Consider the following 12,811-nt stretch of genomic DNA (forward strand, 5'->3'; position numbering starts at 1 on the left):
TTAGCAGCTATCCCGCATGCATAAACTGGACGCGATGGGTTTCCTGTCGCTCCAGTTTCCCTCATTAAAACGCTCCAGAAGGGCTCGCCCGGCTTCTATACCAATCTTGTGGTGCGGCACAGCCATGGTCGTTAACGGCGGCTGGCACACCCGACTCACGTCACTGTCGCCAAAGCCGACGACGGCTAAATCATCAGGCACCTTGATACGCCGACGCTGGCACTCATACAGCGCCCCGCATGCCAGCTCATCGGAAACGCAGACCAGCGCATCGAGTTCTGGCCATGCCAGCAAAAACTCCGGCAGCTGCGAAGCGCCGGTGGAAAAGTTGGCCGGTAGCGCAGCGTTAATCACCCGGTTAGGCGACATATGATGGCGCAGCATGGCCTTGTACCACCCCTGCAAATGCTGCTGAAAAATCCACTGTTCCTGATTGGCGCACAGCAGACCGATATTCTGATAGCCGCGGTGAATGAGCATCTCCGTCAGCTCGAACATCGCCGCTACGTTATCAATGCCGATATTCATGTCGATAGGATCGGCGCGCATCGCTCCCATTTCCACCACCGGAATCGAGGCGTTTTGCAGCCAGTGGCGTACGGTATCGCTATGTTCAACGCTAAGCAGAATGGCGGCGGCGATATTCGAAGCCAGCAGCGTTTCCAGCAACTTTTCTTCCTGCTCAAGACGGTGCTGCGATTCCGCGAGCATGATTTGATAACCCGCCGGCTGTAGTACCTGCTGAAGCCCGGCAAACATCGCTGAGCAGCCCGCCTCCGCCAGATTGGGGACCACCATCGCGATAGTTCTTGAAGAGGCTGATGCCAGGGCGCTGGCGGCGAGGTTAGGCATATACCCGAGTTCTTGCACCGCCGCTTCGATTTTTTCACGGAGTTTATCGGAAACTTGTTCCGGCGTGCGAAGCGCGCGGGATACGGTCATGGTTCCCACACCTGCCAGCTGAGCAACATCGGCGATCGTCACTTTACCGGTACTACGCCGTTTTCGGGTTAGAGACATACATATTCCTGCTAAACAGACGTTTTTTATTTTCATCCATTACTTCACGTGTCAGGGAGTATACGCCTTAACCGGGGCTTTTTGCTGCGTTTTCACAGGATGATTGTGAATTGATAGCGCTATCACAAATCTGAATGTTCCTTTTTGGTAGCGCTATCTTTGTGATCGTTCTCGCAGATAACTCTTCCCTGCTTGCATAAAGTTTGCCCATCTTTTGCTAAAAGACGGGGGATAAAATGCTCAACACATGGCTCTCTGATGCCACCATTGCGCTGCGGCAGAACGTAGACAGCTGGCCCGAGGCGCTGGATATCTGCGCCCGGCCGCTGCTCGAGGCCGGCGTTATCGAACCTGCTTACGTGAAGGCGATCGTGGAGCAGCATCGCAGGCTGGGGCCGTATTACGTGCTGGCGCCGGGACTGGCGATGCCGCATGCGCGGCCAGAGGAGGGGGCAAAGGGCTTAGGACTATCGCTGTTGAAACTGGAACAGGGCGTATCGTTTGGCTCAGAGGAGTTCGACCCGGTTGATATTATCATTATGCTTGCGGCACCGGATAAACATAGCCATCTCGAAATGATCGCGGCTCTGGCGGAATTATTTTCCAGCGATGAAGATATGCATCAATTACATCAGGCAACCGGCCTTGAGGAGATTAAAAAAATCATCGCACGCTTCTGAGTTAATTTAAACATCCGACTTATCGGACATTACGCGCCTGCGTGATGCGGACCTACTCTACCCAAAAAAGGTGATAACAATGAAAATTATGGCAATTTGCGGTTCTGGCCTGGGCAGCAGTTTTATGGTTGAAATGAATATTAAAAAAGTGCTTAAAAAGCTCGAAATCGAGGCCGAGGTAGAGCACTCCGATCTGTCGTCGGCAACTCCTGGCGCGGCGGATCTGTTTGTGATGGCTAAAGATATTGCTGCCAGCGCCAGCGTACCGGAAAGCCAGCTGGTGGTGATTACTAACATCATCGATATTAATGAACTCGAAGCGCAGCTGCGCGCGTGGTTCGCCAGACAATAACTATTTATAGCGAGGTGGATATGTTTATCCTTGAAACGCTGAATTTTGTTGTTGATATTCTTAAAGTCCCTTCAGTACTGGTCGGTTTAATTGCGTTAATTGGTCTGGTGGCGCAAAAAAAATCTTTCTCCGACGTCGTGAAGGGAACAATTAAAACTATTCTGGGCTTTATCGTTCTCGGCGGTGGCGCGACGGTATTAGTCGGCTCGCTGAATCCATTGGGGGGGATGTTTGAACACGCATTTAATATTCAGGGAATTATCCCTAATAATGAGGCGATAGTTTCTATTGCACTGGAAAAATATGGTGCTTCAACCGCGCTGATTATGGCGTTTGGGATGGTGGCAAATATTGTGGTCGCCCGGTTTACGCGCCTGAAGTACATTTTTCTCACCGGGCACCACACCTTCTATATGGCCTGCATGATTGGCGTGATTCTCACCGTGGCGGGTTTTGAGGGGGTCGGGCTGGTATTTACCGGTTCGCTGATCCTTGGTCTGGTCATGGCATTCTTCCCGGCGTTGGCCCAGCGCTATATGAAGCGTATTACCGGAACCGATGACATTGCTTTCGGCCACTTCGGCACTCTGGGCTACGTACTGTCGGGGTGGATCGGTAGCGTTTGCGGTAAAGGCTCGCGTTCAACAGAAGAGATGAACCTGCCGAAAAACCTGAGCTTCCTGCGCGACAGCTCCATCTCTATTTCGCTGACCATGATGATCATCTATCTGATTATGGCGGTGAGCGCAGGGCGTGAATACGTTGAAAGCACCTTCAGCGGCGGCCAGAACTACCTGGTCTACGCCATCATTATGGCGATCACCTTCGCTGCCGGGGTGTTCATCATCCTGCAAGGGGTACGCCTGATTCTGGCGGAAATCGTACCGGCCTTTACCGGGTTTTCGGAAAAGCTGGTGCCCAATGCCCGTCCGGCGCTGGACTGTCCGGTTGTTTATCCCTATGCGCCCAATGCGGTACTGATTGGCTTCCTGTTTAGCTTCCTCGGCGGGCTGGTCGGGTTGTTCCTCTGCGGGCAATTTAAGTGGGTGTTGATTCTGCCCGGCGTGGTGCCGCATTTCTTTACCGGCGCGACCGCTGGCGTGTTTGGCAACGCGACCGGCGGGCGGCGCGGGGCAATGATCGGCGCGTTTGCCAATGGTCTGCTGATCACCTTCCTGCCGGTGCTGCTCCTGCCTGTACTGGGGGCGATTGGTTTTGCCAACACCACTTTCTCGGATGCTGATTTCGGCGTCGTCGGCATCGTGCTGGGTAATCTGGCCCGCTATCTGTCGCCGTTTGCGATAACTGGCCTGGTTGTGGCGTTGTTCGTACTGCTGGTGGCGTACAACGTTTTTGCGAAAAAGAAATCTGTGGGCCGCGGCGCGCAGGAGAACAGCGGAGCGAAATCATGAATGTGCAAGAAGTGACTAAACTGGCGCGAGACATTCGCGTCGCAACCCTTAAATCGCTGACGGATCTCGGTTTTGGCCACTACGGCGGCAGTATGTCGGTCGTGGAAACGCTGGCGGTACTGTACGGCGCGGTGATGAAAATTGATCCCGCCGATCCGGACTGGCCCGAGCGCGACTACTTTGTGTTATCGAAAGGCCATGCCGGCCCGGCGCTGTACAGTACGCTGGCGATAAAGGGATATTTCCCGATGGAGGAACTAAGCACGCTGAACCAGAACGGTACGCGGCTGCCAAGCCATCCGGATCGGCTAAAAACGCGCGGCGTAGACGCCACAACGGGGTCGCTGGGGCAGGGGATTTCCATCGCTGGCGGGATGGCGCTGTCGCATAAGCTGGCGGGACGGACGAATCGTGTGTTCTGTATCGTTGGCGACGGGGAACTGAATGAAGGCCAGTGCTGGGAAGCATTCCAGTTTATCGCCCATCATCGCCTGAATAACCTGACCGTATTTGTTGACTGGAACAAGCTACAGCTTGACGGCAGGCTGGATGAGATCATTCGCGCTTTTAATCTGGAAGATAAATTCCGCGCCTTTGGTTTTGATGTCGTGACCGTTAAAGGCGATGACGTTCCCGGACTGCTGGCTGCGGTACAGCCCGTTCCGCCTGTCGATGCGCGACCGCGGGTAGTCATTCTCGATAGCGTGAAAGGCCAGGGCGTGCCGTATCTCGAAAATCTCAGCAACAACCACCATTTGCGCCTGACGGGCGAAATGAAAGAGACGCTAAACGAGGCAATTCGCCAACTGGAGGCCGAACATGATTAAGCTTGCACCAGCAGGGCAAAAAGATGCCGTAGAGATGCGTAAGGTTTATGCCGGGTTCGTCGCAGAGCAGATTGCAGACAAGAGCCCAATTATCGCGCTGGAAGCGGATTTGATGAGTTCCATGGCGATGGACGGCGTCGCGCGGGAACATCCGCAGCACGTCATCAACTGCGGCATCATGGAAGCCAACGTGATAGGCACTGCCGCCGGGCTATCATTGACCGGACGCAAGCCGTTTGTGCACACCTTTACCGCTTTTGCCAGCCGCCGCTGTTTCGACCAGCTGTTTATGTCGCTCGATTATCAGCGGAATAACGTCAAAGTAATTGCTTCCGATGCGGGGGTGACCGCCTGCCATAACGGCGGAACCCATATGTCGTTTGAAGATATGGGGATTGTGCGCGGCCTGGCGCATTCGGTCGTGCTGGAAGTGACCGATGCGGTGATGTTCGATGAGATTCTGCGTCAGCTTATCGATCTCGACGGCTTCTACTGGGTTCGCACCATTCGCAAACAGGCGCCGAGCGTGTACGCGCCGGGTTCAACGTTCACCATTGGCAAAGGGAATGTGCTGCGCGAAGGTGAAGATATCACGCTGATTGCCAATGGGATTATGGTAGCGGAAGCGCTGGAGGCGGCGCGCCAGCTTGAGCAGGAAGGCGTTAGCGCGGCGGTGATTGATATGTTTACCCTGAAGCCCATTGACCGCATGCTGGTGAAAAATTACGCCGAAAAAACCGGGCGCATCGTGACCTGCGAAAACCACAGTATTCACAATGGACTGGGTTCGGCGGTGGCGGAGGTGCTGGTGGAAACCTGTCCGGTACCGATGCGGCGCGTAGGAGTGAAAGAGCGCTACGGTCAGGTGGGAACGCAGGAGTTCTTGCAGAAGGAGTATGGCCTGACGGCGCATGATATTGTCTCAGCGGCGCGCGAGCTGCTGTAAATAAAAAAGGCGACCATCCGGTCGCCTTTTTTCATGCAGCGGGCAGATTATGCTTGCTGCTGGGACGACTGAATAGCGGTCAGGGCGATGGTATAGACGATATCGTCAACCAGCGCGCCGCGGGACAGGTCGTTCACCGGCTTACGCATGCCTTGCAGCATCGGCCCGATGGAGATCAGGTCGGCGGAACGCTGTACGGCTTTGTAAGTGGTGTTACCGGTGTTCAGATCCGGGAAGATGAACACGGTAGCGCGTCCGGCAACCGGGGAGTTCGGCGCTTTGGATTTCGCAACGTCAGCCATTACCGCAGCATCATACTGCAGCGGGCCGTCGATCATCAGGTCAGGACGTTTTTCCTGCGCCAGACGAGTCGCTTCGCGAACTTTCTCTACATCGCTGCCTGCGCCTGAAGTGCCGGTGGAGTAGGAGAGCATGGCCACGCGCGGCTCGATGCCAAAGGCAATTGCGGATTCAGCAGACTGAATGGCGATTTCAGCCAGCTGCTCAGCGGTCGGATCCGGGTTGATCGCGCAGTCGCCGTAAACGTAAACCTGTTCCGGCAGCAGCATGAAGAATACGGAGGAGACCAGAGAGCTACCAGGGGCCGTTTTGATCAGCTGCAGTGGCGGACGGATGGTGTTGGCGGTGGTGTGAACCGCGCCGGAGACCAGACCGTCAACTTCGTCTTGCTCCAGCATCAGGGTGCCAAGAACCACGTTGTCTTCCAGCTGCTCGCGAGCAACCGCTTCGGTCATACCCTTGCTCTTACGCAGCTCGACCAGGCGAGCTACGTAGCTTTCGCGAACCACTTCCGGATCGACGATTTCAATCCCGGCGCCCAGCTCTACGCCCTGAGACGCGGCAACGCGGGTGATTTCTTCCGGGTTGCCCAGCAGGACGCAGGTGGCGATACCGCGCTCGGCGCAGATAGCGGCGGCTTTAACGGTACGCGGTTCGTTACCTTCCGGCAGAACAACGCGCTTGCCTGCTTTACGCGCCAGCTCGGTGAGCTGATAGCGGAAGGCTGGCGGAGAGAGGCGACGGCTACGCTCGGAAGTCGCGGTGAGCGACTCGATCCAGTCAGCGTTAATGTAGTTAGCCACGTATTCCTGAACTTTCTCGATGCGCTCGTGATCGTCAACCGGAACTTCCAGGTTGAAGCTCTGCAGGCTCAGGGAGGTCTGCCAGGTATTGGTGTTGACCATAAATACCGGCAGGCCGGTCGCGAATGCGCGTTCGCACAGCTTGCTGATGCGCTCGTCCATTTCGTAGCCGCCGGTCAGCAGGATGGCGCCGATTTCCACGCCGTTCATCGCGGCCAGGCAGGCGGCGACCAGAACGTCGGGACGGTCTGCGGAAGTGACCAGCAGCGATCCTGCGCGGAAGTGCTCCAGCATGTGTGGAATGCTGCGTGCGCAGAAGGTCACGGACTTCACGCGGCGGGTATTAATGTCGCCTTCGTTGATGATGGTGGCGTTCAGGTGACGCGCCATATCGATCGCGCGGGTGGCGATCAGATCGAAGCTCCACGGCACCGCGCCCAGAACCGGTAATGGGCTACCGTTCTGCAGCTGAGCCGGATCGATCTTCACGACTTTCGCTTTGGAAGAGTCGTCGAAGATTTCTGACAGGTCAGGGCGAGTACGGCCCTGTTCGTCAACTGGCGCATTCAGCTTGTTGACGATTACGCCGGTAATGCTGGTGTTTTTCGCGCCGCCGAAGCTGCTGCGAGTCAGCTCAACGCGTTCTTTCAGCTGTTCCGGAGTATCGGTACCCTGGGACATGACGAAGACGATTTCAGCGTTCAGCGTTTTGGCGATTTCGTAGTTCAGCGACTGGGCAAACTGATGTTTGCGGGTCGGGACCAGACCTTCAACCAGCACCACTTCAGCATCCTGAGCGTTGGCGTGGTAGTTGGCGATGATCTCTTCCATCAGCACGTCTTTCTGGTTGCTGGAGAGCAGCGACTCAACGTGGCTCATCTTCAACGGTTCTGCGGCCGGAAGGTCGGAGTTCGCGCGAATGATGGTCGTCGTCTGGTCTGGCGCATCGCCACCGGCGCGTGGTTGAGCGATTGGTTTAAAGACGCTCAGGCGCACGCCTTTACGTTCCATAGCACGGACAACACCGAGGCTGACGCTGGTCAGGCCTACGCTGGTTCCGGTAGGGATCAGCATAATTGTACGGGACACGATATATCCTCTTTCGTTACCGCCAGTATCAGGCGGGATACAAAACTGCACCACCAGCTTCCCGTCATACTTCAAGTTGCATGTGCGTTGGCTTTACTTGCTCACCCCAGTCACGTACTCCTCATACGCTCCTGGGGATTCGCTGCGTCGCCGCCTTCCTGCAACTCGAATTATTTAGGGTTATGGCTGGCGGTGTGGAATCAGGCGGTCAGACGGTTGGCGTCTTGCGCGATGACCAGCTCTTCGTTGGTCGGAATGACGATAGCCGGGCGAGTGCCTTCTTTGTTGATGAAGCCAGACTTGCCGAAACGGGCAGCCAGGTTGCGCTCGTGATCAACTTCAAAGCCCAGTACGCCCAGTTTGCCCAGAGACAGTTCGCGAACCATCGCCGCGTTCTCACCGATACCGCCGGTGAAAATAACCGCGTCCAGACGGCCATCCATCAGCGCGGTGTAGGAACCGATGTATTTTGCCAGGCGGTGGCAGTAAACGTCCATAGCGCGTTTAGCATCCGCTTTGTCCTGGTAGTTGTCTTCAACATAGCGGCAGTCGCTGGTCACTTCGGTCAGGCCGAGCAGACCGGACTCTTTGGTCAGCATTTTGTTGATGGCGTCTACGCTCATGCCCAGGGCATCGTGCAGATGGAAAATGATTGCCGGGTCGATATCGCCAGAACGCGTACCCATAACCAGGCCTTCCAGCGGAGTCAGACCCATAGAGGTGTCAACGCATTTACCGTTACGGATAGCGGAAACGGAACCACCGTTGCCCAGATGGCAGGTGATGATGTTCAGCTCTTCAACCGGTTTGTTCAGAACTTTCGCAGCTTCCTGAGTCACATAGAAGTGGCTGGTACCGTGCGCGCCGTAGCGACGTACGCCGTGTTCTTTGTACAGGCTGTACGGCAGGGCATAGAGGTAAGATTCTTCCGGCATGGTCTGGTGGAACGCGGTGTCGAACACGGCAACGTTCTTATCTTTCAGATGCGGGAAGGATTTCAGCGCTTCAGCGATACCGATCAGGTGCGCAGGGTTGTGCAGCGGAGCGAAAGATGCGGAATCTTTAATGCCCTGAATGACGGAGTCATCGATAACAACGGAGCTGGTGTATTTCTCACCGCCGTGAACGATACGATGGCCGATTGCGGTCAGCTGAGCAGACAGTTCTGGTTTTTGTGCCAGAATAGTGTTAACGATAAAGTTCAGCGCTTCACTGTGAGCAGCGCCAGCGCCTAGCTCGGCTTCTTGTTTGCTGCCATCCATTTTCCATTTGATACGGGCTTCTGGAAGATGGAAACATTCTGCTAAACCGGACAGGTATTCGTCACCGTTGACGGCATCAAGGATAGCGAATTTCAGAGAGGAGCTACCGCAGTTCAGAACCAGTACTAACTTACTCGACATGGAAGTACCTTTTATGATACGTGGCTAAAAAAACGTCAGTGTGTCACAAAGCGTAGCGCAGGATGACATCGACATTTATGATTAACATCATGCCTTGCACTGTTTTCGGCACGATGGGAGAAGTACATTTGATTTTATGTCATTTTGCATAATTTTCAGCCAGTGGCAGAATATGCGATAATTTGACTAACCTGGTAAAAGGGTCTAACCGCCCCTCAGGTGCGCACAGAATACCTGATTGAGGCCGCCATTGCCAAAATCTTTTGAACGTTGTCATACACAGTTGGTGTTTTGCACAAATTTTTTAAGTTTTATATGTAAAGTTGAGGTAAGCCATGTCTGGTCCAGAAAATCGCCCTGTAAGTTTTTTCGGCTTGTTTCGCCACGGGCAGCATTATGCAAAGACCTGGCCTCTGGATAAGCGCCTCGCCCCGGTGTTTATCGAAAACCGTATTATTCGCGCCACGCGCTATGCGATTCGTATCATGCCGCCCGTAGCGATTTTCACGCTGTGCTGGCAAATCGCCCTTGGCGGCCAGCTTGGCCCGGCCGTGGCTACCGCGCTGTTTGCGCTGAGCCTGCCGATGCAGGGATTATGGTGGTTGGGCAAGCGCTCGGTGACGCCGCTGCCGCCGTCGATTTTAAACTGGTTTTATGAAGTGCGCGGTAAATTGCAGGAGGCCGGACAAGCATTAACGCCGGTCGACGGTAAGCCTGATTATCAGGCTTTAGCTGACACGCTTAAGCGCGCCTTCAAACAACTGGATAAAACTTTCCTGGATGATTTGTAATTGCATCAGGAAAACGCATATAAAAGAAGGCGCATAATTCATGCGCCTTCTTTTTTCACGCCGTAAAAAGTGCAACAGGAGTCAAAAATGGAAATGACCAATGCGCAACGTCTGATTCTGTCGAATCAGTACAAGATGATGACGATGCTCGACCCGGACAACGCCGAACGCTATCGCCGTCTACAGACCATCATTGAGCGTGGATACGGGCTGCAGATGCGCGAGCTGGACCGCGAGTTTGGCCAGCTTACCGAGGAAACGTGTCGTACCATCATTGATATCATGGAGATGTATCATGCGCTGCATGTCTCCTGGACCAACCTGAAGGACGCCAGCGGAATCGACGAGCGTCGGGTCACATTCCTCGGTTTTGACGTTGCCACTGAAGCTCGCTATCTCGGCTACGTTCGCTTTATGGTCAACGTTGAGGGACGCTACAGCCACTTTGACGCCGGGACTCACGGCTTTAACTCCCAGACCCCGATGTGGGAAAAATACCAGCGTATGCTGAGCACCTGGCACGCCTGCCCGCGTCAGTATCATCTGAGCAGTAACGAAATTAATCAAATTATCAACGCCTGATGGAGGTTCCCGTGCAGTGTAAAGGTTTCCTGTTTGATCTTGACGGGACATTAGTCGATTCGTTGCCGGTGGTGGAGCGTTCGTGGTGTAAATGGGCGGATCGATTCAGTATCCCTCATGATGAAGTGCTGAACTTCATTCATGGCAAGCAGGCAATCACCTCGTTGCGTCACTTTCTCCCCGGCCGCAGCGAAGAAGAGATTCAGGCTGAATTCACCCTGCTGGAAACGGTAGAAGCGACGGATACCGATGGCGTTACGGCGCTGCCGGGTGCGGTTGCGTTGCTCAAAACCCTGGATGAAGCCGGGATCCCCTGGGCGATTGTGACGTCGGGTTCGATACCCGTGGCCCACGCTCGTCACCGTGCCGCAGGTCTGCCTGAAGCTGAGGTGTTCGTCACTGCCGAGCGCGTAAAGCACGGGAAACCCGCTCCGGATGCCTATCTGCTGGGGGCCGAACTGTTGGGCCTGGCCCCGGCGGATTGCGCCGTCGTGGAGGATGCCCCTGCCGGTCTGCTTTCCGGCCTGAATGCCGGCTGTCGGACCATCGCGGTCAACGTGCCCGCCGATGCACCGCGTCTTGATGAAGCGGATTTAGTATTAACGACGCTGGAAAGCCTGCAGGTTGAGCGTCTGCCTGACGGCAAGGTGAATGTTAGCCTTAAAAACTAATCTCATGATTTAGCCCCGCGTTGGCGGGGCTTTTTTATGCCAAACTTCCAACTCCATCTTCTGACAAGGATAAGTTGTGAACGGTGAATTGATTTGGGTGTTATCTCTTCTTGCCGTAGCCGTCGTGCTCTTTGCCACCGGAAAAGTGCGCATGGACGCTATCGCTTTGCTGGTGATTGTCGCGTTTGTCCTCAGCGACACCTTGACGCTCAGCGAGGCCTTCTCCGGTTTTAGCGATCCCAACGTTATCCTTATTGCCGCGCTTTTCATTATTGGCGATGGGCTGGTGCGTACCGGGGTTGCCACTAAAATGGGTTCCTGGCTGGTGAAGGTTGCCGGTAACAGCGAAACCAAAATGCTGGTTTTTTTGATGCTGACCGTTGCCGGACTGGGCGCTTTTATGAGCTCGACGGGCGTGGTGGCCATTTTTATTCCGGTGGTGCTCAGCGTATCAATGCGCATGAACACCTCGCCTTCGCGGTTAATGATGCCGCTCAGTTTTGCCGGGCTTATCAGCGGGATGATGACGCTTGTCGCCACGCCGCCCAACCTGGTCGTCAACAGCGAACTATTACGCGAAGGGCTGCAAGGATTCAGCTTTTTTAGCGTCACGCCGATAGGCCTGGTGGTGCTGGTTCTGGGCGTTTTCTATATGCTGGTGATGCGCTTTATGCTTAAGGGAGATGAAAGCGAACAGGTCAGAGATGGGCGTAAACGCAGCACCTTTCGCGATCTCATCAAAGATTATCATCTGACCGGCAGGGCGCGTCGCCTGGCTATTCGCCCCGGCTCGCCGATGATTGGCCAGCGCCTGGACGACCTGAAACTACGCGAGCGCTATGGGGCGAACGTCATCGGCGTTGAGCGCTGGCGGCGCTTTCGGCGGGTTATCGTGAACGTTAATGGGGTATCAGAATTCCGCGCCCGTGACGTTTTGCTGATCGATATGTCGGCTTCGGACGTTGATTTACGCCAGTTTTGCGGCGAGCAGATGCTTGAGCCGATGGTGCTGCGCGGTGAATATTTTTCCGATCAGGCGCTGGACGTAGGGATGGCGGAAGTCTCTCTGATCCCGGATTCAGAACTGATTGGCAAGTCGGTGCGCGAAATCGCTTTTCGTACCCGTTTTGATTTGAACATCGTGGGCCTGAAGCGCGATGGCAAAGCCATTGACGGCGCAGTCACCGATGAACCCCTGCAGCTTGGCGATATCATGCTGGTGGTTGGCAACTGGCGGCAGATAGCCCTGCTGGCCAAGCGGGGGCGGGACTTCGTGGTGCTGAATATGCCCATTGAGGTCAATGACGCCTCGCCGGCGCACAGCCAGGCGCCGCACGCCATTTTCTGTCTGGTGCTGATGGTGGCGCTGATGCTGACTGACGAAATACCTAACCCTATAGCGGCCATCATTGCCTGCCTGCTGATGGGTAAATTCCGCTGCATCAACGCGGAAAGCGCCTATAAAGCCATCCACTGGCCGAGCATTATTTTGATCGTCGGAATGATGCCTTTTGCCCTGGCGCTGCAGAAAACCGGCGGGGTGGATCTGGTTGTGAAAGGCCTGATGGACGTGGCGGGGAGTAAAGGGCCCTATCTGATGCTGGGCTGCCTGTTCGTGATGTGCGCGGCTATCGGCCTGTTTATTTCCAATACCGCTACCGCGGTGCTGATGGCGCCGATTGCGCTGGCTGCGGCGAAGTCGATGGGCGTATCGCCATATCCCTTTGCGATGGTCGTGGCTATGGCGGCTTCTGCGGCGTTTATGACGCCGGTATCATCACCGGTGAACACGCTGGTGCTGGGGCCGGGTAAGTACTCATTTAGCGATTTTGTCAAAATTGGCGTACCGTTTACCATCATGGTGATGGTGGTGTGCGTACTGCTAATCCCGGTACTGTTCCCGTTTTGATAGCGCTGTAAAAATTCCCGGTCAGG

General features: G+C 55.1%; 12 protein-coding genes. 9 read left to right on the forward strand and 3 right to left on the reverse strand.

The features are described from left to right. On the reverse strand, positions 1-1,020 hold the full coding sequence (locus HMPREF3178_RS19900; protein ID WP_004104102.1) for a LacI family DNA-binding transcriptional regulator: 1,020 nt from the start codon (positions 1,018-1,020) through the stop codon (positions 1-3). A 236-nt stretch (positions 1,021-1,256) separates the two neighbouring features. Between HMPREF3178_RS19900 and HMPREF3178_RS19905 the strand changes: the two genes are divergently transcribed. The 5 genes from HMPREF3178_RS19905 (at position 1,257) to HMPREF3178_RS19925 (ending at position 5,237) form a co-directional block, all read left to right on the forward strand. Further along, on the forward strand, positions 1,257-1,700 hold the full coding sequence (locus tag HMPREF3178_RS19905) for a PTS sugar transporter subunit IIA (protein ID WP_064373216.1): 444 nt from the start codon (positions 1,257-1,259) through the stop codon (positions 1,698-1,700). 79 nt (positions 1,701-1,779) lie between these two features. Beyond that, positions 1,780-2,052 (forward strand): PTS sugar transporter subunit IIB, encoded by a 273-nt coding sequence (locus tag HMPREF3178_RS19910; protein ID WP_004104098.1) that lies wholly within the window; start codon positions 1,780-1,782, stop codon positions 2,050-2,052. A gap of 20 nt (positions 2,053-2,072) precedes the next feature. Further along, a complete protein-coding gene (locus tag HMPREF3178_RS19915; protein WP_004104096.1) occupies positions 2,073-3,464 on the forward strand; it encodes a PTS ascorbate transporter subunit IIC in 1,392 nt (463 codons plus the stop codon). Further along, positions 3,461-4,291: a transketolase gene (locus tag HMPREF3178_RS19920; protein ID WP_004114251.1), complete on the forward strand. Its 831-nt coding sequence runs from the start codon at positions 3,461-3,463 to the stop codon at positions 4,289-4,291. The genes HMPREF3178_RS19915 and HMPREF3178_RS19920 overlap by 4 nt, the downstream gene beginning before the upstream one ends. Further along, complete coding sequence (locus HMPREF3178_RS19925; protein ID WP_004104093.1) at positions 4,284-5,237, forward strand: transketolase family protein; 954 nt, start codon at positions 4,284-4,286, stop codon at positions 5,235-5,237. The genes HMPREF3178_RS19920 and HMPREF3178_RS19925 overlap by 8 nt, the downstream gene beginning before the upstream one ends. 47 nt (positions 5,238-5,284) lie before the next feature. Here HMPREF3178_RS19925 and pta read toward each other — a convergent pair whose 3' ends face one another. Together pta and ackA are read right to left on the reverse strand one after the other, a co-directional pair. Then, positions 5,285-7,429 (reverse strand): phosphate acetyltransferase, encoded by a 2,145-nt coding sequence (gene pta / locus HMPREF3178_RS19930; protein ID WP_004114247.1) that lies wholly within the window; start codon positions 7,427-7,429, stop codon positions 5,285-5,287. 200 nt (positions 7,430-7,629) lie between these two features. Next, positions 7,630-8,832: an acetate kinase gene (ackA, locus tag HMPREF3178_RS19935; RefSeq protein WP_004104091.1), complete on the reverse strand. Its 1,203-nt coding sequence runs from the start codon at positions 8,830-8,832 to the stop codon at positions 7,630-7,632. Between the two features lie 335 nt (positions 8,833-9,167). Here ackA and yfbV point away from each other — a divergent pair, with 335 nt between their 5' ends. The 4 genes from yfbV to HMPREF3178_RS19955 all read left to right on the forward strand — a co-directional run bounded on the left by yfbV (position 9,168) and on the right by HMPREF3178_RS19955 (position 12,785). Next, a complete protein-coding gene (yfbV, locus tag HMPREF3178_RS19940) occupies positions 9,168-9,623 on the forward strand; it encodes a terminus macrodomain insulation protein YfbV (RefSeq protein ID WP_004104090.1) in 456 nt (151 codons plus the stop codon). An 87-nt stretch (positions 9,624-9,710) separates the two neighbouring features. Then, the gene (locus HMPREF3178_RS19945) at positions 9,711-10,205 is read left to right on the forward strand and encodes a YfbU family protein (protein ID WP_004104089.1); all 495 of its coding nucleotides are present in this window, start codon (positions 9,711-9,713) and stop codon (positions 10,203-10,205) included. An 11-nt stretch (positions 10,206-10,216) separates the two neighbouring features. Beyond that, complete coding sequence (locus HMPREF3178_RS19950; protein WP_016808374.1) at positions 10,217-10,876, forward strand: sugar phosphatase; 660 nt, start codon at positions 10,217-10,219, stop codon at positions 10,874-10,876. Between the two features lie 76 nt (positions 10,877-10,952). After that, positions 10,953-12,785, forward strand: a complete 1,833-nt coding sequence (locus tag HMPREF3178_RS19955; RefSeq protein ID WP_004104087.1) for an SLC13 family permease — start codon at positions 10,953-10,955, stop codon at positions 12,783-12,785. The last annotated feature ends 26 nt before the right edge of the window (positions 12,786-12,811 follow it).

The organism is Klebsiella sp. HMSC09D12 (genome assembly GCF_001808475.1).
Classification (GTDB): domain Bacteria; phylum Pseudomonadota; class Gammaproteobacteria; order Enterobacterales; family Enterobacteriaceae; genus Klebsiella; species Klebsiella oxytoca.

Coding starts and splice junctions, on each gene's coding strand:
- HMPREF3178_RS19900 (WP_004104102.1), bottom strand. CDS start 1,020: ATGTCTCTAACCCGAAAACGGCGTAGTACCGGTAAAGTGACGATCGCC.
- HMPREF3178_RS19905 (WP_064373216.1), top strand. CDS start 1,257: ATGCTCAACACATGGCTCTCTGATGCCACCATTGCGCTGCGGCAGAAC.
- HMPREF3178_RS19910 (WP_004104098.1), top strand. CDS start 1,780: ATGAAAATTATGGCAATTTGCGGTTCTGGCCTGGGCAGCAGTTTTATG.
- HMPREF3178_RS19915 (WP_004104096.1), top strand. CDS start 2,073: ATGTTTATCCTTGAAACGCTGAATTTTGTTGTTGATATTCTTAAAGTC.
- HMPREF3178_RS19920 (WP_004114251.1), top strand. CDS start 3,461: ATGAATGTGCAAGAAGTGACTAAACTGGCGCGAGACATTCGCGTCGCA.
- HMPREF3178_RS19925 (WP_004104093.1), top strand. CDS start 4,284: ATGATTAAGCTTGCACCAGCAGGGCAAAAAGATGCCGTAGAGATGCGT.
- ackA (WP_004104091.1), bottom strand. CDS start 8,832: ATGTCGAGTAAGTTAGTACTGGTTCTGAACTGCGGTAGCTCCTCTCTG.
- yfbV (WP_004104090.1), top strand. CDS start 9,168: ATGTCTGGTCCAGAAAATCGCCCTGTAAGTTTTTTCGGCTTGTTTCGC.
- HMPREF3178_RS19945 (WP_004104089.1), top strand. CDS start 9,711: ATGGAAATGACCAATGCGCAACGTCTGATTCTGTCGAATCAGTACAAG.